This window comes from Alcanivorax sp. (assembly GCF_040118815.1).
Taxonomy (GTDB): domain Bacteria; phylum Pseudomonadota; class Gammaproteobacteria; order Pseudomonadales; family Alcanivoracaceae; genus Alcanivorax.
In genome coordinates this window covers 105,411-130,454 of the sequence record NZ_JBEDTC010000021.1, presented here as the reverse complement: position 1 = coordinate 130,454, position 25,044 = coordinate 105,411, and the positions used below count along the sequence as shown (strand labels likewise).

The window sequence follows — 25,044 nt, the reverse complement described above, 5'->3', positions numbered from 1 at the left end:
ATCAGGCTTCGAGCGTTCTACAGTACGGCTTTTGGGTACGAGCCCAGCAGCTTGATGGTATTGCCCGCGGCTTCCAGTTTGTCCAACACCGCCTGCAGGGTGGCGTCTTCCTTGTGGCCTTCGCAATCGACGAAGAACACATAGCTCCAGTTGGCAGTGCGCGAGGGGCGGGATTCCAGCCGGGTCAGGTTGATGCCCTCGTCCCGAAAAGGGGACAGCACTTCGTATAACAAACCCGGGCGGTTCTTGCCGCTGATCATCAGGCTGGTCTTGTCGCAGCCGGAGGCCGGCGTGTCCTGGCGACCAATGATAATAAAGCGGGTGGTGTTGTCCGGACGGTCTTCAATGTTGCGTTGTACGGCAGTCAGACCATACAGCTCTTCCGCCATTTCCCCGGCAATGGCCAAGGCATTCCATTCGTCTTTCAAGCGGCGCGCCGCTTCGGCGTTAGAGCTGACCGCGATCCGCTCCACCCCGGGCATATGGGCATCGAGCCACTGGCGGCACTGCGCCAGCGTCTGCTGGTGGGAATACACCCGGGTCACCTTGTCCTGACGGGTATGCTCACCCGCCAGCAAATGATGATGGATGCGTAGCTCCACTTCCCCGCAGATCTTCAGGCTGGAGGTCATGAAGGTATCCAGGGTGTGATTCACCACCCCTTCGGTGGAGTTTTCCACCGGCACCACGCCATAGTTGGCAGCACCGGATTCCACTTCACGGAAGACTTCATCGATGGCACCCAACGGCAGGCTTTCCACCGCATGGCCAAAATGCTTGAGCGCGGCCTGCTGGGTAAAAGTGCCTTCCGGCCCCAGAAACGCCACTTTCATGCGCTGTTCCAATGCCAGGCAGGCGCTCATCACTTCACGGAAAAAGCGCGCCATGGTCTCGCCATCCAGCGGCCCCTGATTACGCTCTTTCACCCGACGCAGCACCTGGGCTTCTCGCTCCGGGCGATAGAACACCGGGTTGGGGTCGGTGGCCGTTTTTACTTTGGCGACCTTGTGAGCCAGAGTGGCGCGCTCATTGAGCAGATCCTGAAGCTGCTGATCCAGCTCGTCGATCTGGCTGCGAAGGGTGTCCAGATTATCGGTCATGCAGACCTCGCTTGCAGGCAGCACGCAACACGCGAACAAGCGTGGGAGCGTTCTTTGCGGTCTGCTGCCAACCATTCAAATTCATTGTTTTACCCACCGTTCAAACAATCACATAGCTCCACACTACCACCGCCCCATCAAACATGGCGTGGCGCGTGTTGCGTGGTGCATGTTGCGTTCATTCAGGCGTTTCTTTTTTCAAATTCCGCCATAAAGCCAATCAGCGCATCCACCGCCGCTTCAGGCACGGCGTTGTAAATGCTGGCGCGCATGCCGCCCACGCTCCGGTGACCTTTCAGATTCAACAAGCCGGCTGCCTGTGCTTGATCCAGGAAGGGCTTGTCGAGCCGGTCGTCTGCCAGCACAAAGGGCACATTCATGCGGCTGCGGCTGATTACCTCTACCGGGTTGCTGTACAGGCCACTGTTATCAATAAAACCATACAGCTTTTCAGCCTTGCGCTGGTTAATTTCACCCATGCTGCCCACACCGCCCTGCTTTTTCAGCCAGGAGAACACCAGGCCTGACAGGTACCAGGCATAGGTCGGCGGAGTGTTGTACATGCTGCCGTTGTCGGCATGGACCTGATAATCGAGCATGGCAGGCACGCGGCTTGACGCCTTGCCGAGCAGGTCCTTACGGACGATGACCAGGGTCAGGCCTGCCGGGCCAATGTTCTTCTGGGCACCGGCATAAATCAGCCCATACTGATTCACATCCACCGGTCGAGACAGGATGGTAGAGCTCATGTCCGCCACCAGCGGGGTGTCGCCAACCTGCGGCACAAAACTGTATTCCAGCCCACCAATGGTTTCATTCGGGCAGTAATGCACATAGGCCGGGTTATCAGACAGGTTCCAGGTGTCCTGCGGCGGCACGGTACTGAAATTCGTGTCTTCACTGCTGGCAGCCACATTGATGTGGCCGTAGCGGCCGGCTTCCTTGATGGCTTTTTTCGACCATTGCCCGGTGTTGATGTAATCCGCGGTTTGCCCTTCGCCCAACAGATTCATGGGTACCATGGCGAACTGGCTGGACGCCCCGCCCTGCAGAAACAGCACCGCGTAATCATCGCTGATGCCCATCAGGTCGCGCAGGTCTTTCTCGGCCTGCTCGGCAATCTCCACAAAGACGTTATCGCGGTGGCTCATTTCCATAATGGAAACACCCAGCCCCCGATAATCCAGCATTTCCTGCTGGGCCTGTTCGAGTACCGCCTGCGGCAACGCCGCCGGACCTGCGCAGAAGTTATAGGCGCGGGACATGCATTTTCTCCGTTTAAACGAATCCGGTTAATCAAAGAAGCCCGGCATTACCGGGCTTGGGTATTTCTGGCTGAAAAACCTGCCGTAGGAGCGTCGCTGGCGGCGTGATTCCAGCGGATCGTGCCGCCAGCGTCGCCCCTACAGTAGTTTTATTCCTCAGCGCCGTCGGTGGTGGCGTCGGATTCCGGTGTCTCAGACGTCGCTTCGCCCTCCAGCACCTCGCCGTCTTCGCCTTCCTCTTCCTCAACGCCTTCCAGCTCGGGAATGGTGGCCAAGCCACACAGGGCTTCGCCATCGGCCAAGCGGATCAAGCGAACACCTTGGGTGTTGCGGCCAGACGTACTCACCTGATTTACACCGGTACGCACCAAGGTGCCCTGGTTGGAAATCAGCATGATGTCTTCTTCGCCGAACACCTGGGTGGCACCGACCAACTCACCATTTCGTTCGTTGATCACCATGGCAATTACGCCCTGGCCACCACGGCCCTTGGTGGGGTAATCGGTGAGCGGAGTGCGCTTGCCGTAACCGTGTTCGGACGCAGTGAGGATCTGGCCATTCTCTTCCGGCACGATCAGGGAAATCAGATCTACGCCCTCGGCCAGCTTGATGCCACGCACACCACGGGCCAGACGGCTCATGACACGCACCTTGGACTGATGGAAACGCACGGCCTTACCGTTGCGAGCCACCAACATGATGTCTTCGTGGCCTTGGGTAATAGCCACATTCACCAGGTGCTCGCCTTCCTGCAATTTCACCGCAATCAAACCGGAGCTGCGCGGACGGGCAAAGTTGGCAAGGGCTGTTCGCTTGACGATACCGCTAGAGGTGGCCATGAAGATAAAGGGCCCGGGAACGGTATCGGTTACCGCCTCGGCTTCAACCTCAACATCACTCTCCGCCTCATCTTCAATGACTTCAGCCACATCATCTGCATCGACAACGTCTTCTTCGCCACCGGCCTTCTGCTGACGCACCATTTCCGCATCCAAACGCAGGATAGCGGTAATTCGTCCTTCATTACCCAGTGCTGGCAGCAGGTTCACAAGCGGCTTGCCACGCGATGCTCGACCACCCTGAGGTAGCTCGAAGGTGCGCAACCAGAACACCTTGCCGGCATCCGTAAACAGCAACAGGGTGTCGTGGGTACCCGCCACCAGCAGGTGCTCCACATAATCTTCGTCTTTCAGCTGCCCGGCAGATTTACCGCGACCGCCACGCTTCTGCGCACGGTAGGTGTCGATAGGCTGCATTTTGGCGTAACCGCCATTAGACAACGTCACCACCACGGTTTCTTCGGCAATCAGGTCTTCCATGCTGAAGTCCTGACGGGACGCCACGATCTCGGAACGACGCTCGTCGGCGTATTCCTCACGCACCGCCTGCAACTCTTCGCGGATTACTTCCATCAGACGCTCTGGGTTACCCAGAATCTTCAGCAATTCGGCGATCTGCTCCAGCAGTTCCTGATAGTCATTAATCAGCTTTTCACGTTCCAGACCGGTCAACTTCTGCAGACGCAGATCCAGAATCGCCTGGGCCTGTTCCGGGCTCAGGTGATAAAAGCCATCCACCAGGCCGTATTGTTCATCCAGGCCATCCGGACGGGCCGCGTTTTCACCACCGGCACGTTCCAGCATCTGCAGCACATCACCAGGCTTCCAGCCCTTGTCCAACAGCTTGGCTTTGGCTTCTGCACCGCTGGGGGACGCCTTGATCAGCTCGATCACCGGATCGATATTGCTCAGGGCAACCGCCAGGCCTTCCAGCAAATGGGCTTTTTCACGAGCCTTGCGCAGCTCGAATACAGTCCGGCGAGTCACCACCTCACGGCGGTGAAGAATAAAGGAGTCCAACAGCTGGCGCAGATTAAGGATCTTCGGCTGGCCATCGACCAGCGCCACGGTGTTGATACCAAACACCGATTCCATCTGAGTCTGCTGATACAGGTTATTGAGCACGACTTCGGCATTCTCACCCCGACGCAACTCAATCACGATGCGCATACCATCTTTATCCGATTCGTCGCGCAGCTCGGTGATGCCTTCGATCTTTTTGTCTTTCACCAGCTCGGCAATCTTCTCGATCAGCCTCGCCTTGTTCACCTGATAGGGGATCTCGTTAACGATGATCGCTTCTTTACCGCTCTTGTCGGTGGGCTCGATCTCCGCACGGGCGCGCATGTACACACGGCCACGGCCGGTGCGGTAGGCCTGCACAATACCGGCGCGGCCGTTAATAATGCCAGCGGTGGGGAAATCCGGCCCCTTGATGTATTCCATCAAGTCATCCGGCGTCAGGCTGTCGTCGTCGATCAACGCCAGGCAACCATCCACCACTTCACCCAGGTTATGGGGCGGGATGTTGGTAGCCATGCCCACGGCAATACCGGAAGAACCGTTCACCAGCAGGTTCGGCACCCGGGTGGGCATCACATCGGGAATGCGTTCCGTGCCGTCGTAGTTATCGACGAAATCCACGGTTTCCTTGTCCAGATCAGCCAGCAGTTCATGGGCGATCTTGGCCATGCGCACTTCGGTATAACGCATTGCCGCCGCGGAGTCCCCGTCGATGGAACCAAAGTTACCCTGGCCATCTACCAGCATGTAGCGCAGGGAAAAAGGCTGCGCCATCCGCACGATAGTGTCGTACACCGCCGAATCACCGTGGGGGTGGTATTTACCAATTACGTCACCGACCACACGGGCCGATTTCTTGTAAGCCTTGTTCCAGTCGTTGTTCAACTCGTGCATGGCGAACAGCACGCGGCGGTGCACCGGCTTAAGGCCATCGCGCACGTCCGGCAATGCCCGCCCGACGATTACGCTCATGGCGTAATCCAGGTATGACTGCTTGAGTTCGTCTTCGATGTTGACCGGGGTAACTTCTCTGGCGAGATCCGTCATAGCGATCCTTACTGTCCACAAGGTGTCGGGAAAGCCCCTGCGGCTTCCCCAAGCCGGCCCGTCAGCGGGCCGATTTCACAGGATGCCTATGGCCTCCCGTGCAGTCTGTTCTTATAGGCAGTGGAATTTCAGGGGGCAGACACCCTACCCGGCCCCACTGCCGTCGCGAATTCCGGTTCACAAAGCCCGGAAAAGCCCCGGATGATAGCACAGCTGGACGGTATCGGCGCCATACTCGCGTTGATCCTCGCAAGATGGCTTTCCTCTACCCGCCTGAGAGCACTTTCTCGTCATAGAGCAAAGGCAAAAGGCGCGGTGACACGCTATACTACGGCGCACAAATCGAGGGCTCAGCCCCCTGTTCGATCAAGGAGTTATGCATGAGCGACAATCAGGCCGACCTGATCGTCCACGCCCGCTGGATTGCCCCGGTGGCCCCGCAAAGCACCGTGCTGGAAAACCATGCACTGGTGGTCAAGAACGGCCGTATCGCCGACTTGCTACCCAGCGCCCTGGCTAACCAGAAGTGGCAGAGCGAGGAAGAGGAGCATTTAGGCGATCACCTGCTGATCCCTGGCCTGGTCAATGCGCACACCCACGCAGCCATGAACCTGCTGCGCGGCATCGCCGACGACTTGCCGCTGATGACTTGGCTGGAAAAGCATATCTGGCCCGCCGAAGGCCGCTTTATCAGCGAGAGCTTTGTGTATGACGGCACCCGGCTGGCCGCCGCGGAAATGATCCGCTCCGGCACCACCTGCTTTGCCGACATGTATTTCTTCCCCGCCCATGCAGCCCGCGCCACCGTAGAGGCCGGCCTGCGCGCCAGCCTGTTCTGCCCGCTGCTGGACTTCCCCACGCCCATGGGGTCCGGGCCGGAGGACTACCTGCGCCTTGCCACCGACGCCATGGACGAATGGCAGCATGAGCCACGCATCCAGATCGGCTTCGGCCCCCACGCGCCTTACACCGTGTCTGATGCACCATTACAGAAAGTGATCACCCTGGCTGAAGAACTGGACGTGCCAGTGATGATGCACGTGCATGAAACCGCCGGCGAAATCCAGATGGCCGTGGGCAACACCGGCGAGCGCCCACTCACCCGCCTGCATAACCTGGGGCTGCTGTCGCCGCGCCTGCTGGCCGTGCACATGACCCAGCTCACCGACGACGAAATCGCCCTGGTGGCTAAAACCGGCACCCACGTGGTGCACTGCCCGGAATCGAACCTGAAACTGGCCAGCGGTTTCGCACCAGTGGAAAAACTGCGCAAAGCCGGCATTAATGTGGCACTGGGCACCGATGGCGCCGCCAGCAACAACGATCTGGACATGCTGGGTGAAGCCCGCACTGCGGCCTTCCTGACCAAGGGTGTCAGCCTGCAAGCCGATGCCCAGCCCGCCATGGAAACGCTGAAGATGGCCACCCTGAACGGCGCCAAGGCACTGGGCCGCGACGATGAAATCGGCTCACTGGAAATCGGCAAACAAGCTGACATGGTAGCCGTGGATTTGAACCGACTGGAAACCCAGCCGGTCTACGACCCAGTGGCCCAACTGATTTACGCCGCCACCCGGGACCAGATCACCCATACCTGGGTCGGCGGCCGCTGCCTGATGGACAACCGCCAGCTAACCACACTCAATGAAGCCCTGATCCTCAACAATGCCCAGCAGTGGCAGGAAAAAATTGCCGGAGCCGACCGTGACTGAACAACAAGCCCAGACTCACTCCTCCAAGCAGAACGTAGACGCGAGTGAAATCGCCAAGTTCAACGCCCTGGCCGAGCAATGGTGGGACCCGAACTCCCAGTTTCGTCCACTGCACGACATTAACCCGCTACGCCTCAACTATATTGACGAGCGCGTCAGCCTGCCGGGCAAAAAAGTCATCGACATCGGTTGCGGTGGCGGTTTGCTTTCCGAAGGCATGGCCCGCCGTGGCGCTGAGGTCACCGGCATCGACATGGGCGAAGCCCCGCTGGCCGTGGCACGCATTCACGCAGAGCAAGCCGGCGTAGCGGTGGAATACCTGCAAACCCCGGCGGAACAAATCGCCGAGCAGCGTGCTGGCCAGTACGACGTGGTCACCTGCCTGGAAATGCTGGAGCACGTGCCAGACCCCTCTTCGGTAATCCGCGCTTGCGCCACCCTGGTTAAACCTGGCGGGCAAGTGTTCTTCAGCACCATCAACCGCAACCCCAAAGCTTTCATGTTTGCCATTGTTGGCGCCGAATACGTTCTGCGCCTACTGCCCCGGGGCACCCACGAATACGCCAAACTGATCAAGCCGTCAGAACTGGCCGGCTGGGCCCGTGACGCCGGGCTGGAAGTCAAAGACACCGCCGGCATGGTCTACAACCCGCTAACACAGGTCTACAAGCTGAACCGGGATGTATCCGTGAACTATCTGATGCACGCCCACAAAGGGGCCTAAGAAAGAGTCGAGTCGTGAGTGACGAGTTTCGAAAGGCAAAACCGGTTTTGATCTTCGCAACTCGTTACTCGAAACTCGCGTCTGCTTTCAGGTCTTCACCGTAAGCACCAACGATCAAAGAACAGAGAACGCTATGGAACGCCTTGAAGCTGTTTACTTCGACCTGGACGGCACCTTGATTGATACCGCACCGGATTTTCATACGGTGCTCAACACCCTGCTGGAGCAACACGGTCGCCCGGCAGTAACCTACTCTGCGGTACGCGCCAATGTCTCCAATGGAGCCCGTGCACTCACCGAACTGGGCTTTGGCACTGGGCCGGAGGATCTCACCTTCCCGGCATTCTTGGACGAACTGCTGGACGCCTACGAGCAACACCTGGCGGTAGATACCGTGCTGTTTCCCGGCATGGACGAGACCCTGGACTGGATGGAAGCAAACGGCATCCCCTGGGGCATCGTCACCAACAAGCCAGCTCGCTTTACCGGCAAGGTGCTGGAAGGGCTGGGGCTGCATAAACGAGTGGGGCCAGTGCTCTGCCCAGACGACGTTAAACAGCGCAAGCCAGATCCGGAAGGCCTGTTGATCGCGGCCAGCACAGACCAAGTAGATCCGGCAAACTGCCTTTACGTGGGCGACCATCTGCGCGATATACAGGCAGGCCAGAATGCGGGCATGGAAACCGCCGTTGCGGCCTTCGGCTACATTGATGCGGACGATGACCCACGCGGCTGGCAGGCCAATTATTATCTGGAACAAGGCACTGATCTGTTACCGCTCTTACAAGCCCTCTACCAACAAGCGCCACACTGACCGCATGGCGGAAACCGGTTCCGCCGGCTTTCGCCCTACGATTAAACGCGCCAGGCCGTAACCTGCCGCGCAAGATACACAGGAACCGTCATGACCGACATCCAGCAACAAGCCCTCAACTACCAATGCGCCGATGGCGCCTTCAAGAACCGCATTATCCTGGTCACCGGTGCCGGCGCTGGCATCGGCCGCGCCGCGGCGCTGTCACTGGCAGCCCATGGTGCCACGGTAATTCTTCTCGGCCGCACCCAGGAAAAACTGGAAGCGGTTTACGATGAAATCAAAGCAGCAGGTTGGCCGGAACCGGCTCTGGCGCCGGTAAATCTGACCGTTGCCCGCCCGGAAGATTTCCAGGAACTAGCAGGGCTTTTCGATAAAGAATTCGGGCACCTGGATGGCATCCTGCACAACGCATCCTTGCTTGGCGACATCACCCCCATGGACCGCTACGGCGCAGGCACTTGGGAGTCAGTCATGCAGACCAATGTGAACAGTGCCTTTTATCTGACTCAGGCCATGCTGCCCCTGTTACGCGCCAGCGATGATGCCCGCCTGCTATTCACCTCATCCAGTGTCGGTCGCAAGGGTCGCGCCTTCTGGGGTGCCTACGCAGTTTCCAAAGCGGCCACCGAAAATCTGGCCCAAGTGTTGGCCGAAGAGCTGGAAAACACCAGCAACATTCGCGTCAATACCATCAACCCCGGCGGCACCCGCACCGACATGCGCGCCCTGGCCTACCCCGGCGAAGATCCGAACACGCTGAAAACCCCGGCGGACATCATGGCGCCTTATCTGTTTTTACTGGGCCCGGACAGCCGCAACATTAACGGTCATTCGCTGGATGCCCAGCCAAAATAATCACCATTAGCACGACAACTGTTTACCTGCCGGCAGCCCGACTGCCGGCAGTTGCCGCAACGCGGCCACTCCCTGCGCCAAAGTCCTCCTTTCTGCTTTAATGCCATGCTATTTCTATAGCCACTGATATTCTGATAAAACCTTTATCGAAACGCATTATTAATACATGAACAGCCATACCCATATAAATATTGGCGCATAAAAAGGCTATTCATTGCAGCGTTTCCCATAACAACAACATCGCCCGGAGATTGCCATGCGCACCCGACTTTCTGTTTTTTTTATTCTCTCCCTGCTGTGCGCAACCCTGAGCGCAGCCACACTGACTGACGCACAAAAAACACAGCTAAAAACACTGCTGCCCGGCGTCACCCTGAGCGACGATATCATCGAAAAACTGGAAGACGTTTTTTATACCCGGGAGATGCCGGTTCGCAGCCGACTCAAGGCCATCAGCCAAATGGTCGGACTGGATCAGATGCCCGCTGGCAGCACGCTGAAGCGCACCATCTGCATCTGGGATATTGGCGGGCGCAATGGGCCGGTATTCAATGCAGCCATGGAGCAACGCGCGCTAGCTGTCGAGTACGGCATTAACCTGGACCTGGTGCCCTACACCAACGAAACCGTGATGGTGGAAGAATTCAAAGCCGGCCGCTGTGATGCCGCGTTAATGAGTGGCCTGCGCGCCCGCCAGTTCAACCTTTACAGTGGCAGCGTCGATGCCATTGGTGCAGTCCCTGACGACAAACACATGCAAACCTTGCTGCAGGTCCTGTCCCACCCTAAACAGGCGGGGCACATGGTCCAGGGCGACTATGTGGTAATGGGTATTTATTCCGCGGGGGCTGCGCATATTTTTGTTAATGACCGCAGCATAAGCTCACTGGCCAAAGCCGCCGGCCGCCGTGTTGCCGTGCTGGATTATGACCAGACCCAGGCGGAAATGGTCGCCGCCATCGGCGCCACCCCGGTCACCACCGATATCGTTTCCGCTCCAAATAAATTCAACAACGGCCAGATTGACATCCTCCCGGCACCACTCGTTGCCTACGAAATTCTGGAACTTTATAAAGGTATGAGTCCAGATGGCGGCATTGTCGATTACCCGCTAACGCAACTTTCCATGCAGTTAATCGGCAGGCTGGACAAGTTCCCCAATGAAGTGGCGCAGCTGATTCGTGAAGCCTCTTTTGAAGCCTACCCCATGGTAATGAAGCGCATCGAACAAGAAACCAAACGCGTACCTGACCGCTGGATGATCCATATCCCGGAAAAAGACAAACAGGAATACGAAGTCATGATGCAAGACGCCCGTGACGTCCTGCGCAAGCAAGGCTATTACAGTAGCGACATGCTGATGCTACAACGAAAAATTCGTTGCAAATTCAACGCGGCACGCTCCGAGTGCAGCATTACCCAGTAACCTCCCAGGGTAGCCACTTACACAAGATCCCTGCCCCGCGGCGCCCTTCAGGGCGCTTCGTACAATTGTCATACAGGCGGTAAAACTTCGCCGCCTGGCAACATGCTATAAGCGTTTCATTTAATGACAAAGGATTGGTCATGGGGACGTTTCGATACTTATGCATGGCGCTGCTTTTTGTTGCTGCAGCCAATGGCTCAGCGCTGACGCTTACCGACAAACAACAAACACAGCTCAAGCAGGCCCGACAGTCTATGGGCCTTGCGGAAAACGAAAAGCTGAAAAGGCATATCTGCCTCTGGGATTTATCTGGTCGTTCCGGGCCTGTGTATAACGGCGCCACCAATTTGCGCGTGGACTTGCTGCGCTATGATGTTGATATCAGCCTGGAAGCATTCACCAATGAGGGAGTACTGGTTGCCTCACTGAAAAACGGCCACTGCGATGCCGCCCTGATGAGTGGATTTCGCGCCCGTCAGTTCAATCGTTTTACCGGCAGCATTGATGCACTGGGTGCGCTGCCAACACTGGAACACGTCAACCTTCTGCTACGCACGCTGGCCCACCCGCAACTGGCCGAGAACATGGCCAGCAAAAAGTTTCAAACACTGGCCATTACGCCTGCGGGAGCCGCGTACCTTTTCGTCAATGATCGTGCCCTGAACTCCCTCGGCAAAGTAGCGGGAAAAAAAGTGGCGGTTTTGGATTTTGATCCTGGCCAGTCAAAGATGGTGACCCAAATTGGCGCCACTCCCGTTGCCAGCACTCTGGCCACGGCCCCCAGCCAGTTCAACAATGGCAGTGTCGATGTGCTGCCTGCGCCGCTGATTGCCTATCAAGCTCTGGAGCTTTACAAGGGAATGGAACCCGCCGGCGGGATTGTGAATTACCCCATCGTACAGCTCACTGCCCAACTGATTGCTCATACAGAGAGTTTTCCTCCCGCTTTTGCCGCACTCATTCGCGAAGTAGCCGCGGACAGCTTTCAGTCCGTCCAGACAGCTCTGGAAAAAGAGGCCGAACGCATTCCTTCACATTGGTGGATTCCCCTCCCGGATGAGGAGAAACGCCACTACAACAGCATGATGCGTGACGCACGCATCAAACTGCGTAGCAGTGGCTATTATGACCCGGTCATGTTGAGCATTATGAAAAGGATACGCTGCACCCTTGAAGCAGACCGACCGGAATGCAGCCAAAGCGCAGAGTAGCCAACCGTATCCCACGCAAGGCTGATCAGCCCGATTGGCGGCACCGCCAGGCAGGCGGGCTAATCAGCCAGCGACGCACCGCCCCTAACCTGCCCACAATGCTGTAACGATATTACGGCTAACACCTGATCGTGATGCCAACAACAAACAATAATGACCACGGAGGCTATCGTGCGATTTCTTCGTCACCTGTTTCTGCTTTCCCTGCTAATTGGCAGCCCCTTTGCTATCAGCGATGACAGGCTTGATTTGACGCCGGCCCAGCAGGCTGAACTGGAGAGCTTTGCCCCCGGTGTGGAGTTAACCCCCGCGCTGGCAGAAAAATTGCGCACCATTGCCTTCGACCAGAGCCGAAGCCTGGATGATCGCATCAAAGCCATGCAGAAAGCGGCGGGCTTCAGCCAGGGCGAACCGCTCAAACGACGTATTTGCATCTGGGATATCGCAGGCCGCGCCGGACCTATTTTCAAAGCGGCAGAAGACCAGCGCACACGGCTGCTGCAATACGGCGTGGATCTGGATGTGCAGCCCTACACCAGCGAAAGCGTCGTTGCCGAAGACCTCAAAGCCGGCATTTGTGATGCTGCACTGATTACCGGCTTACGCGGTCGTCAGTTCAACAAATACACGGGCACAATTGATGCCATCGGCGCGCTGCCCACCGATGAGCACATGAAAATTCTGCTGCAGGTGCTCGCCAGCCCGAAAAGTGCGGACAAAATGGCCAGCGGTGAATATGTCATTCTCGGCCTGGCTCCGGCTGGCGGCGCGTATGTCTTCGTTAACGACAGAAGTATCAACACCCTTGCCAATGCAGCAGGAAAGCGTGTGGCGGTGCTCGACTATGACCCCACGCAAGCGGAGATGGTCTCGCAGATTGGGGCAACACCGGTCGCGTCCGATATTGTTTCTGCACCCAATAAATTCAACAACGGTGTGGTGGACGTTCTGGCAGCACCACTGGTCGCCTACGAAGTGCTGGAACTCTACAAAGGCATGGAACCAGACGGCGGCATCATCGATTACCCGCTGGCGCAAATCACCATGCAATTGATCGGCCGCAAGGACAAGTTTCCAAACGAAGTGGCACAACTGGTGCGCGAAGAGTTCTACAACAGTTATCACCTGATCATGGAGCGCCTGGCAATCGAAGCGGCCAAAGTCCCAGAACACTGGATGATTCAGATCCCCAAGGAAGACAAACAGGAATATGAAATCATGATGCAAGAGGCCCGCCTGCAACTGCGCAAGAAGGGATATTACGACCCGAGCATGCTGACCCTGCAACGCAAGATCCGCTGCAAGCTGGACGCCAGCCGAGCGGAGTGTAGTAATCCGGTGGAATGATAGCTACGAGTTTCGAGTTTCGAAGAGCAAGAAGCAGTAAGTAACACCAGGCTGACAACGCCATCTCTTGATTTTCGAAACTCGTTACTCGTCACTCGCATCAAGGCCCAAACAAAAAAACCGTACCTTCGCAGGTACGGTTTTTTTGTGGCTCATAGGTCGCAGCTTGCTGCTATTAGTGCAGAAAGCCACCCGGCATTTCGTCAACGGCACCGAACATGTCCACCCGGTTATCGCTGAACATATCCATTTCCGGCGCCAGCACCTGCACATAACGATCGAAGTAGAGGAACTGTTTCAGCAACAGGGCAAACTCTCGCGGGAAACGGATACCGTGGCTCTCACCAATTTTGACGATATCCATCAACAGGCGATTCACCTCCTTGTCGTTCCGGTCAGCCTGCACCAGTGCTGACGGATCCACCTGCCCCAGAGAGCCCTGCAGACCTTCAATGTCGCGAGCCAGTGCAGAGACGTCCACCTCCTCACGGGTCATGCCGATCACAGCCATGGCCTCTGCCATCTGGCGGACATCACCCCGGCCAATGGCGTCAAAAAAGGTCGCCATGCCATCCCAGGCCTCTCGGCGTATCCGCCCAACGATGCCAAAGTCGATAAACCCTACCCGGCCATCCTCCAACAGCATCAAATTGCCCGCATGCACATCCGCATGGAAGAAATCACACAACATCAGGCTAGAAAACCAGGTATTAAGGGCGGAGATCAAGGTGCCTGCCGGATCATCAGTATACTTTTTAAGCACATTCATATCCGTCAGCGGCACCCCGAAGAAACGCTCCATGGTCAACACCTTGCCTGTGGTGTGCGACATGATCGGCTCCGGCGCTACCGCCTGGGTGTTTCCGGTGTCGCGCAAAAACACGTTAAACGCCTTCAGGTTGTTCGCTTCCTTGATGAAATCACACTCTTCCAGCATGCCGGCCTGCAACTCTTCAATGACCCCGGAAATGGCCGAACGGGACAATCCCGGTGCCAGCTTCTCGGTAATTCGTGCGGCAAAGTAGAGAAAATTGAAATCTGTCAGCAGTACATTCTTCACACCCGGGCGCTGAACCTTGATAACCACGTCCTGGCCGTTTTTCATTTTTGCTGCATGAACCTGCGCAATTGACGCACTGGCCAATGGCTTGGGATCAACAAATTGATAAAGCGATTCCAGACTGGCACCCAGCTCGGATTCAATGGTTTCGCGGATGTAATGAAAAGGTAGGGGGGGCGTGCGGTCCAGGCAGCGCTGGAACTCTTCTACATATTCTTCAGGGAAAATCGATGGGGAGCTGGCAATAAACTGCCCTAATTTGATGTAAGTGGTCCCCAAAGATTCAAAGGTAGTACGCAGCAAAGCCGGTACTGGTGGGCGATCTCCCAATGCCCAACCGAGGCTCTGGCGACCCAGTACGCCGAGCGTTTCGAGAACACGCAAGCCGCCCCGAGCGGTATTCAATGCCAGAGAAAGGCCACTCCGTTCGCCCGCCAGCCAGGCCCGCATGTCTTTAACGCCACTGTGGTCACTCATAATAAAGTCGTATTTTCCTGTGAATTCCATGGGTTATTGAACAGCATCCATGATATAGCAAATTTATTATTTGTAATTGATTGCAGGCTTTTTTGTAATTGCCGCTTGTGCCAATTGGCGGACTTTCGTACCTTTGACGGCGCTATTTTGAGAACAATAACAAGGAGCATACTAATGCGTTCTCTTTCCATGAAAAAAATGCTACGACATTCCCGTCTGGCCTTGGTAGGGGGCGCCGTTCTGGCTCTGCAAGGCTGTGGTGTTATCTACAAAACCACTGGTGATGTCCTCATCAGTTTCGGGCGTGCCGAATTAGTGCCCTACATGATGACCTACGACGACGTACGCATGGCGTGCGTTACTGGCGAAGCACAAACCCCCTTGTTGATGTCTTTCCAACGCGTTGGCTCAACCCCCGAAAAACTGGGCACCATGGTCTTCACCACCGCTGGCACCTGCGCTGAACAAATCGCGATAGAAGCAGAGCTTCGTTATATGCGTTCAGTGAAAGACGGACGGGTCAGCGAAGCTCAAGATGCGCGTATCGAGCAAAAACGCTGGTCCGCCGTCGCCGCCCAGCGCCAATTCAAGGCATACAACCATATGGTTGAGTCCTTCGGTAACGTCAAGGACGGTGAATGCCCCAAAATGAAAACAGATTTCGACGAAATGGTGTGGATGGTTGGCAACATTTCTGGCGTTCAGGCCGTGCTAAACGATGGTGCTTCCGATGGTGCGGTAGGTGTGCCACGCGATATCGCTGCCAAAGTCGAGCGCAACATGAAGTGTCTGGATAATGACAAGTGGTGGGGTGTTCCACGCGGTACCCGTGCTGCCGTCTGGAACCTTCTGCCAATGCTGGCTCCACCTAACGCCGATGCGTGGGCAGAGCTTGAAGCGTCTGCCAAATCAGGCTTCGACAGCGGCATCCGCTTGGGCAGTGCCCTGTATGCCATGAGCGCGTTTAGCAAAGGCAATGACGAGCGCCTGCGTAAAGCTGTTCGAGACTACGCAGCCAACGACAACAACCTTGACCCTGACTACGCTCTCTTGGATGCCATTGCCGGCTTCATCATTCTGGGCATTTCAGACCGTGAATGGACCGAAAACACCGGTAAACGGACCCCGATTGGTGGCATTGGCACCTTCTGGGATGACCAATCCAAATCCGGCTCCTCTGTAAATATTGACGATTTGCTTTAAGCCTTTTGCGGCCTTCGGGCCGCTTTTTGATTCAGTTTAGAAGTAACCAGGAGACAATCATGCGCTACATTAAGGCGTTAACAGCCACCGCCACTGCCGTTCTGGCACTGACGCTAAACCCCGCCCAGGCTGCCGAGAAACGCACAATGTGCGTATTCGATATTATCGGCGCTAACGGCGACATTTATAACATCATGAAGGACTACAAGACCGCTGCCTTGGATTGGGGTGTCGATCTTGAGCTCAAGCCCTACACCGATGAAAAGATTGCCTCTGAAGACCTGAAGGCAGGGCAATGTGACGCGGCTGTATTGACGGGTATCCGTGGCCGTCAGTTCAACAAGTACACAGGCAGCATGGACTCCATTGGCGCCATCCCCAGCTATGACGCCATGCGCACCGTTATGACGGTACTCGCCAGCGGCAACCCGTCCATCAACGACAAGCTGGTTTCCGGCCCCTATGAAGTGGGCGGCATTGCACCTATGGGGGCGGCCTACCTGTTCGTGAAAGACCGCACCATCGATACCGTCGGCGAACTGTCCGGCAAGTCCATCGCGGTACTGGAATACGATACCGCGCAGGCGAACATGGCGTCCCGCGTGGGCATGTCCCCAGTAATGTCAGATATCACTAATTTCTCCGGGCGCTTCAACAACGGCTCCGTGGATATCTGCTTTGCACCGATTGCGGCCTACTCTGCCTTGGAACTGTATAAGGGCATGCAGCCAGACGGCGGCATCATTGATTACGTCCTCGGCCAACTGACGGCTCAAGTGATTCTGAAAAAGGACAAGTTTCCCGCCGACTTCGCCGCGCAATCGCGCACATACATGCTGGGCCAGTTTGACCGTGCCATGCGAGTGATTGAAAATGCCAACAATGAAGTAAACAAGAAGTGGTGGATTCGCATCCCTGAGGCCGACAAGCTTCGTTATGACGAAATGATGCGCGAAGCTCGCATCGCCCTCACCAAAGACGGCACTTACAGCAAAGACATGATGTCTCTGTTGCGCAAGGTACGCTGTAAGCATGAAGCCTCTCGCGCGGAATGCGTAAACCCTGTCGAATAAGCAGTTCTGTATGATCCAACGGGGCTAGCTTGGCCCCGTTTTCCCTAACAACCAGAGTTTCTGATACCCTATCTCCGGGTACCAGGTAAACAACACGTTTACACCGTTCTGGAAATGTGGGGGGTTAAGGCATTGATTCCTCTGATGCCCTCACCTCTATGGCTTTCTCAGCGGTAAAACAATAACCGGGTGCACAATGGATAAACCTTCTCTGACTGTTGCAAACCGTTCCATGGCGGAATGGTTATCCTCCCTTCCCACCCTGATTCTTCTTCTGCTGACTATTTTTCTGGCTTCCGGCGAAGTCATTCACTCTCAGCTTTTGAAAATCGGCGAAAATACCTGGGACGGCTACTACTTACTGCGTGGCGCGGGCATGGTGGAACAACCCACCTGTAATCGTGATCCAGACCTGGATCAGGAACTTGAAAAAGCCATCAAGCAGAAAAAACAGCAAATGGCTGACGACCCACTCGCAGGCATCTTCGGCACAGATGTCGATGAGACTGCGCTGCGCAAGTCGCTGGAATCGTCCAGGACGAACTGTCGCGGCAAGTGGGAGCGTTTCGAGCTTATTCAGGAGAAGGCCACCCCCGGTGTGATTGCCTTCCGGACCCTGGAAGGCGGCGTTGCCAAAGTGGTTACTACTCTGGGTAACTACAAACGCCTGCTGCTTTGCCTGTTGGTGATGATCTGTGCCGCGACTGCCACACTGACCCGCCATCATATTTCGCTGCGCCCGGCACACACTCGAAAAGATCACTTTGTGTCCAGCGTGGGGCAACTTGCCGCCAACGTCATGCTACTCATGTCTGCCTGGCTGTACCGGGGCGAAGAAGTCAGCGCCATGGCCGATGGCGTTCAGGTTAACCACTTCTACCTGCACCAGTTCTGGATAGGCGGCTTCCTGCTGCTATCTATGGCCGCCCTGTACCAGCTGGTCCGCCCGCCCAAAGATCTGCAAGAAGGCGGCACCTGGGGCAAGGCGATGCTGACCATTCCCCTGTACAGCTTCATGTGTCTTACCGCCGGTGCGCAGTTCATCAGCCAAGGCTACTACCACGGCATCAGCGTCTATCTCGGCATGATGATGGAGCTATCTACTCTGTTCCTGAGCCTGGCACTGTATATCTGGATTGGTATGTTGTTGCGCCAAACCAAAATGGCGCATCTGGTATTCGACGTGCTGCGCCCCTGGAAAATGTCCCCGGAACTGATGTGTTTCGTGGTGCTTGCCGTTGCTGCCGTTCCTACTGCCTATACGGGCGCATCCGGTATTTTCGTTATTGCTGCCGGTGCCACTATCTATAATGAGCTGGTTCGTGCTGGTGCTCGAAAGCAACTGGCCCTGGCGGCCACGGCCATGTCCGGTTCCATGGGTGTGGTGCTACGTCCCTGTCTTCTGGTGGTAATTATTGCTGCCCTGAACAACAGTGTGACCACCGACGAACTGTTCACCTCCGGCCTGAAGATCTTCGGCCTGTCGTTGTTCCTGTTCTTCATCTACAGCCAGTTCGCGCGTACTGCCCCGGCACGTATCGCACCTTTCTCAGAAGCCGTTCCGCAGAGCCTGAAACGCCTGCTTCCCCTGCTCCCCTATGTCATTCTTATGGGCACAGTGGTCGTGGTGTTCCGTGATCTGCTTGATACCCAGCTGAACGAGAACTACGCGCCGATCATTCTCCCGGTGATGCTGCTGAGCATCCTCGCGTATGAAAAGCTGAGCACCAAAAGCCTGCATTTTTTCTCTGTCATCCTGGTGCCACTGCTGGTGTATTCCTGCTACAACCTGTGGATTATCAACAGTGCACTGGATGCGGGTGCCATTCCTACCGGCACCTCAGCCGCCGATCTGGAAAGTCTGTTCTGGAGTCTCTTCTGGCGTAACGCCATTCTCGGTGCGGCCCTGATCGTGCATTACATGGTAAAAACACCGGATATGGATCCGCATTACCAGCCGGAACAAGGCGTGGGCGACAAGATGGAAAACTCCTTGCGCTTTGCCACCAACGAAACCACTGGTCACATTGGCGCACTGCTGATGCTGATGGCTCTGTCGGTTAGTGTCGGCGGCATCATTGAGCGCTCCGGTGTCATGGAAATGCTCCCAGAAACTTTCCCAAGTATCTGGCTGGCCATGACTCTGTTGGTGGTCACCATGGTCATTATCGGCATGATCATGGACCCCTACGGGGCGGTTATCCTGGTGAACGCCACCATTGCGCAAATTGCCTTTGATAACGGCATTGATCCATTGCACTTCTGGATGATCACCCTGGTGGCCTTTGAGCTGGGTTATCTGTCACCGCCTGTGGCGTTGAACCACTTGCTGACAAGGCAAGTCGTCGGCGACGAGGAAGTGGAATCGGCCAAGGTACCGGGCGGCAGTTTCTATCGCCGCTACGAGAAGTTCTTGCTGCCAATCGCGGTGATGCTGACTGCCCTGCTGATGGTGTCTTACCTGCCGCTGCTGTCAGACTCACTTCACGAGTTCCTGTTCCAGAAGATCCAGGCCGGCGCTCATTAACGCTAGCTGAAACCACTAAAAAAGGGCCCAGACGGGCCCTTTTTTAGTTTTAAATCATGCGAAACAAACGATACTGTTTTCCAGCACTGTGTTTCTGCCCAAGCAAGCAGTACCCCCCCACTTAACCCCCACAGACTATTTTCTTTACTCTTGCGGCTTTCTTCCCCCCCCCTAACACGGCCCCAAAACTCGACTGACTCGACAAGTCTCAACGCAATACCCAAGATCAGGGACCGAGCAATCATCTACCTGTGAGTAGTCAGTTTCCTATCGTCCCAAAATAACTGATAATGTAAGGTGCGTGTATCTGTCAGGGAGATAACTGATGAGCAAAACGCAGGAACCCCAAGCTTCACGGCAAACCGAACCGCTTCCTAAAACAGCCAAGCCCGCACTACTCTTCTTGTTGTTTCTGGCCGGAGTGGTTGCCACCATGGCCACCGCAGCTTACGTTGTTGACAGAATGATTTACGGGTAAGTCATATGGCTACAACAATGGACAACCGACGTCACCCACGGATCAGCCGGGAAGAGAACCTGTCTCTTACCTTGCTACCGGCCGGATCAAGCTCCGTTGACCCGGAAGATCGACTTTATTTAACCACTCACGACATTTCTTTGGCCGGCATCAGCGTAGAGCTTCCTGCACCAATCAAACCGAATACAGATGTGGAACTCTGGGTTGCCCTACTCGAAGGGCATGGCACCTACCATATTTATGGCACCATCGCTTGGTGCGCAGCACCGGAAGGCCACCTACTTGCCGGCGTCGCCTTGGATCTTGAACGGGCCGATGGACGCCTGTGGGCAGCGCATTTTGATACCAGCGGCTACTTTAGTGACTGACAACCTGTTTCAACGCGGTCAGCACTACCAGCAGTTTCGCCCCTCCTACCCCGACACCCTTTTTGAATGGCTCAGCGCCCAAAGCCCCACCACCGATATTGCTGTGGATGTGGGCTGTGGCAGCGGTCAGGCCAGCCGCGGCCTGGAGCCTCATTTTAAGCAAGTCATCGGCACCGATATCAGCTTCCGACAACTTCAGGCAGCACCGACTTCAGCCGCGGTATTCATAGCGTCCCAGGCACATCAACTTCCCCTGGCGGATGCCTGCGTGGACCTGATCACTGTCGCCCAGGCCTTTCACTGGTTCGATCAAACCGCGTTTTTTTCTGAAGCTGAGCGAATCCTGAAACCCGGCGGGGTGATGGCATTGGTCAGTTATGGTCTGTGTGATGTGAAGGGCCTAGAAGGTAAGGTCAGGGCATTCCATGATGGCGCCCTGGGCCCATGGTGGCCGGCGGAACGCGCCGATGTACTGGCTGGCCATCCACATGCGCAGCTGCATTGGCCAACCTTGCCCTTTGCGCAGACCACCATAAAACGGGAGTGGTCCGTAGAAGCGTTTATCGGTTATCTAGATACTTGGTCCGCGCTGGTGCGGGCCGCCAGAGCCGGGAAGCATCCGCTCGCCCCATTCAGTGAAGAATTACGCAAACAGTGGGGCCCGAACACTCGAACCGTGCACTGGCCTTTACGGGTGCGTGCCTGGCGAAAGCCGGGCGCCCAGTGAAAGATAATCGCAGCGGCAAGCCAGAACCGAATCAGAGTTCGTTGGGGAAATGTTCGGACAACAGGCCAGCCAGCCGATCCAGCCGCCGGCGCCGTTTGGCCATCCCGAATACGTTGAGAAGGCGGGTTGCCCAGGTCAACGCCGTTACCAGCGTATCGCCGCCGCGCCGGGGAATCACATGCACGTGCACGTGGGGCACATGCTGATTGGCTTCACGACCATCGTTGACCACCACGTTGTGCGCTTTGACCGCAAGACCGGCACGCTTCTGCGCCACAATAGTCCGCCGCGCCAGATCCATCAGATGGTGCGTCACGCCAGCGTCCAGCCCTTCCAGCAATGGGGCGTGCTGGCGCGGAATAACCAGGCAATGGGCTTCACGGATCGGGAAGAGATCCAGCATCACCAGGGCTTGCTCATCTTCGTAAACCACGCTGGCGGGCAACGTGCCCGCCTGGATCTGGCAGAAAATACACTGGCTCATTGCTGAACCGGCATGGCCGCTTGTTTGCGCCGCTGCCGCCACAGCTCAAATACCGCCACCACCAATGCCACCACCAGCATGGCCAACAAGGGGCCACCGGCGCGCCACAGGCTCACATCTTCCTGCGCCAGGCCATCGAACAGGCTGACCACCCAGGCCGGGGCCCATTCGTCATGCTGCGGAGAGACAGACCAGGGGGTCAACAACAGGGCCGTCAGCAAGGTACGCAGCGGCACCTTGCCCCAGGATGAAAGCGGCCGCGTCAGCCACCACCAGACAAACAATACGCCGATGCTACCGATCAGATAGGCGAACCAGCCCCATAGATATGCTTGTGTTGTCACAACTTCTCCTACTCGTGTGATTGAACCCACTGCCAGGCCCACGCCTGCATTCAGCCGATCCAGTGAACAATATGCTCTTCCCAATCGTCTTCCGGCACAAGTTGCTCGGACACCACGCGCCCGGCCACGCTGATTCCGGCCTGCTTCACGCTGTCTGCATCGCCGCTAAGGAGCGGGTGCCAGGCAGGCAAAGGCTGGCCATGGGCGCGCAGGCGATACGCACAGGTGGACGGTAACCAGTCCGTATCCCGGGCAATCGTTTCGGTCACCTGGATACAGTCAGGCACCCGTTCAAAACGCTCTTGATACACCCGACACTGGCATTTTTTGCTATCCAGAAAACGGCACGACAGATTGGTAAACGCCAACTCGCCGCTGTCTTCATCTTCCAGTTTGACCAAACAACAACGGCCACAGCCATCGCACAGCGCTTCCCACTCGCGGGCATTAAGCTCGCCCAGCGGCAGGGTCCAAAACTGCGCGCGCAGTGGCAGGCTCTCTTCAGGCATCACGTCCAGCCGGTTTATCCGGGTGGCCATCGGCCATAAACAGGTCTTCATCCGGCGGCGGCGGCATTTGCAGGTAAAAGCCCTGCTCACGAATCTTGCCCATCACCTGCGCCACATCCGCACGCGCCAGGGGCCGCTCCGGGTTAAGGATCATATCGGTCACATGCTCGGCATGACCAAACTGGCCCATCAATATGTCTGGCACTTCTTTCAGGCCTTTCTGACGATCCACATACAGGTACATGCCGCTTTTGCGACGACTCTTGTAGATCGAACAAAACAGCTTGCCTTTCAACACGCCCTCACTCACTACAACAACTCCAGCAGGGGTTGGGTGACGATCTCATTGCGCCACCCGGTCAACGGCTCCGGCACCCGGTCAGGGTGACGAATAAGGGCTTCCAGCCAGCGCCGACGCATCAAAACGTCGGGTTTCATGTCCATCTCTTCAGCAATTAGGCCCACCCGGTTGCGCAGGGTTTTAGCGAGTTTTTTCTCGGTCGCATCCGGCGGTCCCGGCAGCGGGTCCGGCGGGGTTTGTTGGCGCCCCTCGTCCATCAATGCCAACAGCGCATCGCCATCCCGGCGAATCTGTTTCGGGTGAAAGCCCAGATCCGCCAGCAACCCCCGATCGCTACGGTTGGCGCGAGCCAAATCCAGTAGCTGGGCATCTTTAAGCACAAAACTTTTCGGCAGGTTCCGCTCACGGGCCATGCGATCGCGCCAAGGCGCCAGGGCAGCCAGCACCGCCAGGCTTTTCCCCTCCAGCAGGCCAGCCCCCTTCACGTTGCGCCAGGCATCCTGTGCCGGTGTGACACTGCGGGCATGGTTCAGCAACCGCGCGCACTCTTCATCCCACCAAGATCGGCGGCCGAGTTTTTCGAGCCGTTCGGCAAGAATCGCCGCCACGTCCGGCAGGTATTTCACATCATCTTCGGCATAGTGGAGCTGCTCGTCACTTAACGGCCGTTTCAGCCAGTTGGTGCGCGTGGCCCCTTTAGGCAGGTCGACTCCCAGCAGCATCTGCACCACTTTCTGATAGCCCCATTGCATGTCTTCACCGGTCAGAGCCGCGGCAATCTGTGTGTCTTCGATGGCTGCCGGGTATTGGCCAGTAAAGGTGGCAATGGCCTCCAGATCTTCCGAGCAGGCGTGCATGACCAAGGTGTGCTGCTGGAATACCGGTGATAACGTGGGTCCAACCACCCGGGTGGTATCAATCAGGCGAATCTGTTCGCCGTCGTGCACTTGTACCAGCGCCAATTGCGGCCAGAAGGTGCGCTCGCGCATGAATTCCGTGTCCAGATACAACGGGGAGCCTGCTGCCAGCCCGCCCTGCCATTCGCTGATTGCCTGATTGTCCTCGCACCACAGATACGCCATTTTTTCGCCTTATCGGGGAAATGGGAAAGCCTTTGAAGGGGCTTTCGCAGGTCATCGCTGCCCATGAAAAGGGCGAAATAGCCTGCAAAAAAAGACACAGGCCTTGCCTCGCCGGCAGCGATAACAGAATTTGCGACGATTATACGGGCTGTGGCGCTCAATTTCCCGGCGCATTTCTGCTACTCTTTGCGCCGCATTGAAATCGCACAGGAATGACGCTAATGAGCACGAAACTGGTACTGGTCCGCCACGGCCAGAGCGTATGGAACAAGGAAAACCGCTTCACCGGCTGGAAAGATGTGGATCTCACCGAGCAAGGCCGCGAGGAAGCGCGCACTGCCGGCGTGCTACTGAAGGAAGCCGGCTTTGAGTTCGATGTGGCTTACACGTCGGTGCTCAAGCGCGCCGTGCGCACCCTGTGGAGCATCCTGGACAACATGGACCAGATGTGGATCCCGGTAATCCGTGACTATCGCCTGAACGAGCGCCACTACGGTGCCTTGCAGGGCCTGAACAAGGCGGAAACCGCCGCCAAGTACGGGGACGACCAGGTGCACATCTGGCGCCGTAGCTACGATACGCCACCGCCGAAAATGGAGCGGGACGACGAACGCTACGCCGGCAACTTCCGGGTGTACAAGGATCTGAGCGAAGCACAGATCCCCCTGTCAGAAAGCCTGAAAGACACCGTCGATCGCTTCGTGCCCTACTTCGAAAGCGAGATCAAGCCGCAAATTGAAGCCGGCAAACAGGTGCTAATCTGCGCCCACGGCAACAGCCTGCGCGCACTGGTGAAATACCTGGGCGACATTTCCGACGAGGAAATCGTCAAACTCAATATCCCCACCGGCGTGCCGATGGTCTATGAGCTGGACGACAACCTGAAGCCCATCAAGAACTACTACTTGGGTGACGCGGAAGAAGCGGCGAAAGCCGCGGAAGCAGTGGCCAATCAGGGTAAGGCATAAGGGCGCTAGACGCCTGACGCTAGAGGCCTGACAAAAAGCCCGCTCCGGGAAACTGGAGCGGGCTTTTTGTGTCCTTC

At 56.7% G+C, this 25,044-nt stretch carries 23 protein-coding genes; 14 read left to right on the top strand and 9 right to left on the bottom strand.

Going from position 1 to position 25,044, the window contains the following annotated elements; genetic code table 11:
* Positions 1–17 precede the first annotated feature (17 nt).
* From pheA to gyrA, 3 genes are all read right to left on the bottom strand, one after another.
* Positions 18–1,100: a prephenate dehydratase gene (pheA, locus tag ABNH18_RS15920; RefSeq protein ID WP_349383776.1), complete on the bottom strand. Its 1,083-nt coding sequence runs from the start codon at positions 1,098–1,100 to the stop codon at positions 18–20.
* A gap of 182 nt (positions 1,101–1,282) precedes the next feature.
* Positions 1,283–2,365 carry a 3-phosphoserine/phosphohydroxythreonine transaminase gene (gene serC, locus ABNH18_RS15915; protein WP_349383775.1) on the bottom strand — a complete coding sequence of 361 codons (1,083 nt, stop codon included), beginning with the start codon at positions 2,363–2,365 and terminating at the stop codon, positions 1,283–1,285.
* 149 nt (positions 2,366–2,514) lie between these two features.
* On the bottom strand, positions 2,515–5,274 hold the full coding sequence (gene gyrA, locus ABNH18_RS15910; RefSeq protein ID WP_349383774.1) for a DNA gyrase subunit A: 2,760 nt from the start codon (positions 5,272–5,274) through the stop codon (positions 2,515–2,517).
* 380 nt (positions 5,275–5,654) lie between these two features.
* Here gyrA and ABNH18_RS15905 point away from each other — a divergent pair, with 380 nt between their 5' ends.
* From ABNH18_RS15905 to ABNH18_RS15875, 7 genes are all read left to right on the top strand, one after another.
* Positions 5,655–6,986, top strand: coding sequence for a TRZ/ATZ family hydrolase (locus ABNH18_RS15905; protein WP_349383773.1), 1,332 nt, complete (start codon positions 5,655–5,657; stop codon positions 6,984–6,986).
* A complete protein-coding gene (gene ubiG, locus ABNH18_RS15900) occupies positions 6,979–7,710 on the top strand; it encodes a bifunctional 2-polyprenyl-6-hydroxyphenol methylase/3-demethylubiquinol 3-O-methyltransferase UbiG (protein WP_349383772.1) in 732 nt (243 codons plus the stop codon). The genes ABNH18_RS15905 and ubiG overlap by 8 nt, the downstream gene beginning before the upstream one ends.
* A 133-nt stretch (positions 7,711–7,843) precedes the next feature.
* Positions 7,844–8,524 carry an HAD-IA family hydrolase gene (locus ABNH18_RS15895; protein ID WP_349383771.1) on the top strand — a complete coding sequence of 227 codons (681 nt, stop codon included), beginning with the start codon at positions 7,844–7,846 and terminating at the stop codon, positions 8,522–8,524.
* A 90-nt stretch (positions 8,525–8,614) separates the two neighbouring features.
* Positions 8,615–9,382, top strand: a complete 768-nt coding sequence (locus ABNH18_RS15890; protein ID WP_349383770.1) for a YciK family oxidoreductase — start codon at positions 8,615–8,617, stop codon at positions 9,380–9,382.
* A 256-nt stretch (positions 9,383–9,638) separates the two neighbouring features.
* Positions 9,639–10,808, top strand: a complete 1,170-nt coding sequence (locus ABNH18_RS15885; protein WP_349383769.1) for a putative solute-binding protein — start codon at positions 9,639–9,641, stop codon at positions 10,806–10,808.
* 140 nt (positions 10,809–10,948) lie between these two features.
* The gene (locus ABNH18_RS15880; protein WP_349383768.1) at positions 10,949–12,019 is read left to right on the top strand and encodes a putative solute-binding protein; all 1,071 of its coding nucleotides are present in this window, start codon (positions 10,949–10,951) and stop codon (positions 12,017–12,019) included.
* Between the two features lie 153 nt (positions 12,020–12,172).
* On the top strand, positions 12,173–13,366 hold the full coding sequence (locus ABNH18_RS15875; RefSeq protein ID WP_349383767.1) for a putative solute-binding protein: 1,194 nt from the start codon (positions 12,173–12,175) through the stop codon (positions 13,364–13,366).
* A gap of 175 nt (positions 13,367–13,541) precedes the next feature.
* On the opposite strand, the gene ABNH18_RS15870 is transcribed toward ABNH18_RS15875, so the two are convergent.
* Positions 13,542–14,903 (bottom strand): ABC1 kinase family protein, encoded by a 1,362-nt coding sequence (locus ABNH18_RS15870; RefSeq protein WP_349383766.1) that lies wholly within the window; start codon positions 14,901–14,903, stop codon positions 13,542–13,544.
* Between the two features lie 174 nt (positions 14,904–15,077).
* Between ABNH18_RS15870 and ABNH18_RS15865 the strand changes: the two genes are divergently transcribed.
* The 6 genes from ABNH18_RS15865 to ABNH18_RS15840 all read left to right on the top strand — a co-directional run bounded on the left by ABNH18_RS15865 (position 15,078) and on the right by ABNH18_RS15840 (position 21,279).
* Positions 15,078–16,106, top strand: a complete 1,029-nt coding sequence (locus tag ABNH18_RS15865; RefSeq protein WP_349383765.1) for a hypothetical protein — start codon at positions 15,078–15,080, stop codon at positions 16,104–16,106.
* A gap of 59 nt (positions 16,107–16,165) precedes the next feature.
* The gene (locus ABNH18_RS15860; protein ID WP_349383764.1) at positions 16,166–17,179 is read left to right on the top strand and encodes a putative solute-binding protein; all 1,014 of its coding nucleotides are present in this window, start codon (positions 16,166–16,168) and stop codon (positions 17,177–17,179) included.
* A 196-nt stretch (positions 17,180–17,375) separates the two neighbouring features.
* A complete protein-coding gene (locus ABNH18_RS15855) occupies positions 17,376–19,706 on the top strand; it encodes a TRAP transporter large permease subunit (RefSeq protein ID WP_349383763.1) in 2,331 nt (776 codons plus the stop codon).
* A 325-nt stretch (positions 19,707–20,031) separates the two neighbouring features.
* Entirely contained in the window at positions 20,032–20,184 is a 153-nt protein-coding gene (locus ABNH18_RS15850) for a hypothetical protein (protein WP_349383762.1), read from the top strand.
* A gap of 17 nt (positions 20,185–20,201) precedes the next feature.
* Positions 20,202–20,552 (top strand): PilZ domain-containing protein, encoded by a 351-nt coding sequence (locus ABNH18_RS15845; protein WP_349383761.1) that lies wholly within the window; start codon positions 20,202–20,204, stop codon positions 20,550–20,552.
* Entirely contained in the window at positions 20,545–21,279 is a 735-nt protein-coding gene (locus ABNH18_RS15840) for a class I SAM-dependent methyltransferase (RefSeq protein ID WP_349383760.1), read from the top strand. Before ABNH18_RS15845 ends, ABNH18_RS15840 begins: the two co-directional genes overlap by 8 nt.
* A 31-nt stretch (positions 21,280–21,310) precedes the next feature.
* On the opposite strand, the gene ABNH18_RS15835 is transcribed toward ABNH18_RS15840, so the two are convergent.
* The 5 genes from ABNH18_RS15835 to rnd are packed head-to-tail and all read right to left on the bottom strand — an operon-like array spanning position 21,311 to position 23,999.
* Entirely contained in the window at positions 21,311–21,763 is a 453-nt protein-coding gene (locus tag ABNH18_RS15835; protein WP_349383759.1) for an HIT family protein, read from the bottom strand.
* Positions 21,760–22,107, bottom strand: coding sequence for a hypothetical protein (locus ABNH18_RS15830; protein ID WP_349383758.1), 348 nt, complete (start codon positions 22,105–22,107; stop codon positions 21,760–21,762). Before ABNH18_RS15830 ends, ABNH18_RS15835 begins: the two co-directional genes overlap by 4 nt.
* Before the next feature lie 50 nt (positions 22,108–22,157).
* Positions 22,158–22,646 carry a YcgN family cysteine cluster protein gene (locus ABNH18_RS15825; protein WP_349383757.1) on the bottom strand — a complete coding sequence of 163 codons (489 nt, stop codon included), beginning with the start codon at positions 22,644–22,646 and terminating at the stop codon, positions 22,158–22,160.
* The gene (locus tag ABNH18_RS15820; RefSeq protein WP_349383756.1) at positions 22,609–22,926 is read right to left on the bottom strand and encodes a YcgL domain-containing protein; all 318 of its coding nucleotides are present in this window, start codon (positions 22,924–22,926) and stop codon (positions 22,609–22,611) included. The genes ABNH18_RS15825 and ABNH18_RS15820 overlap by 38 nt, the downstream gene beginning before the upstream one ends.
* Positions 22,926–23,999: a ribonuclease D gene (gene rnd, locus ABNH18_RS15815; RefSeq protein WP_349383755.1), complete on the bottom strand. Its 1,074-nt coding sequence runs from the start codon at positions 23,997–23,999 to the stop codon at positions 22,926–22,928. Before rnd ends, ABNH18_RS15820 begins: the two co-directional genes overlap by 1 nt.
* 221 nt (positions 24,000–24,220) lie before the next feature.
* Between rnd and gpmA the strand changes: the two genes are divergently transcribed.
* Positions 24,221–24,967, top strand: a complete 747-nt coding sequence (gene gpmA, locus ABNH18_RS15810; protein ID WP_349383754.1) for a 2,3-diphosphoglycerate-dependent phosphoglycerate mutase — start codon at positions 24,221–24,223, stop codon at positions 24,965–24,967.
* Positions 24,968–25,044 lie beyond the last annotated feature (77 nt).

Bases quoted from the DNA above. Each gene is read 5' to 3' on its own strand.
- pheA (WP_349383776.1), bottom strand. From the start codon at position 1,100: ATGACCGATAATCTGGACACCCTTCGCAGCCAGATCGACGAGCTGGAT.
- serC (WP_349383775.1), bottom strand. From the start codon at position 2,365: ATGTCCCGCGCCTATAACTTCTGCGCAGGTCCGGCGGCGTTGCCGCAG.
- gyrA (WP_349383774.1), bottom strand. From the start codon at position 5,274: ATGACGGATCTCGCCAGAGAAGTTACCCCGGTCAACATCGAAGACGAA.
- ABNH18_RS15905 (WP_349383773.1), top strand. From the start codon at position 5,655: ATGAGCGACAATCAGGCCGACCTGATCGTCCACGCCCGCTGGATTGCC.
- ABNH18_RS15895 (WP_349383771.1), top strand. From the start codon at position 7,844: ATGGAACGCCTTGAAGCTGTTTACTTCGACCTGGACGGCACCTTGATT.
- ABNH18_RS15890 (WP_349383770.1), top strand. From the start codon at position 8,615: ATGACCGACATCCAGCAACAAGCCCTCAACTACCAATGCGCCGATGGC.
- ABNH18_RS15885 (WP_349383769.1), top strand. From the start codon at position 9,639: ATGCGCACCCGACTTTCTGTTTTTTTTATTCTCTCCCTGCTGTGCGCA.
- ABNH18_RS15880 (WP_349383768.1), top strand. From the start codon at position 10,949: ATGGGGACGTTTCGATACTTATGCATGGCGCTGCTTTTTGTTGCTGCA.
- ABNH18_RS15875 (WP_349383767.1), top strand. From the start codon at position 12,173: ATGACCACGGAGGCTATCGTGCGATTTCTTCGTCACCTGTTTCTGCTT.
- ABNH18_RS15870 (WP_349383766.1), bottom strand. From the start codon at position 14,903: ATGAGTGACCACAGTGGCGTTAAAGACATGCGGGCCTGGCTGGCGGGC.
- ABNH18_RS15865 (WP_349383765.1), top strand. From the start codon at position 15,078: ATGCGTTCTCTTTCCATGAAAAAAATGCTACGACATTCCCGTCTGGCC.
- ABNH18_RS15860 (WP_349383764.1), top strand. From the start codon at position 16,166: ATGCGCTACATTAAGGCGTTAACAGCCACCGCCACTGCCGTTCTGGCA.
- ABNH18_RS15855 (WP_349383763.1), top strand. From the start codon at position 17,376: ATGGATAAACCTTCTCTGACTGTTGCAAACCGTTCCATGGCGGAATGG.
- ABNH18_RS15850 (WP_349383762.1), top strand. From the start codon at position 20,032: ATGAGCAAAACGCAGGAACCCCAAGCTTCACGGCAAACCGAACCGCTT.
- ABNH18_RS15845 (WP_349383761.1), top strand. From the start codon at position 20,202: ATGGACAACCGACGTCACCCACGGATCAGCCGGGAAGAGAACCTGTCT.
- ABNH18_RS15835 (WP_349383759.1), bottom strand. From the start codon at position 21,763: ATGAGCCAGTGTATTTTCTGCCAGATCCAGGCGGGCACGTTGCCCGCC.
- ABNH18_RS15825 (WP_349383757.1), bottom strand. From the start codon at position 22,646: ATGGCCACCCGGATAAACCGGCTGGACGTGATGCCTGAAGAGAGCCTG.
- rnd (WP_349383755.1), bottom strand. From the start codon at position 23,999: ATGGCGTATCTGTGGTGCGAGGACAATCAGGCAATCAGCGAATGGCAG.
- gpmA (WP_349383754.1), top strand. From the start codon at position 24,221: ATGAGCACGAAACTGGTACTGGTCCGCCACGGCCAGAGCGTATGGAAC.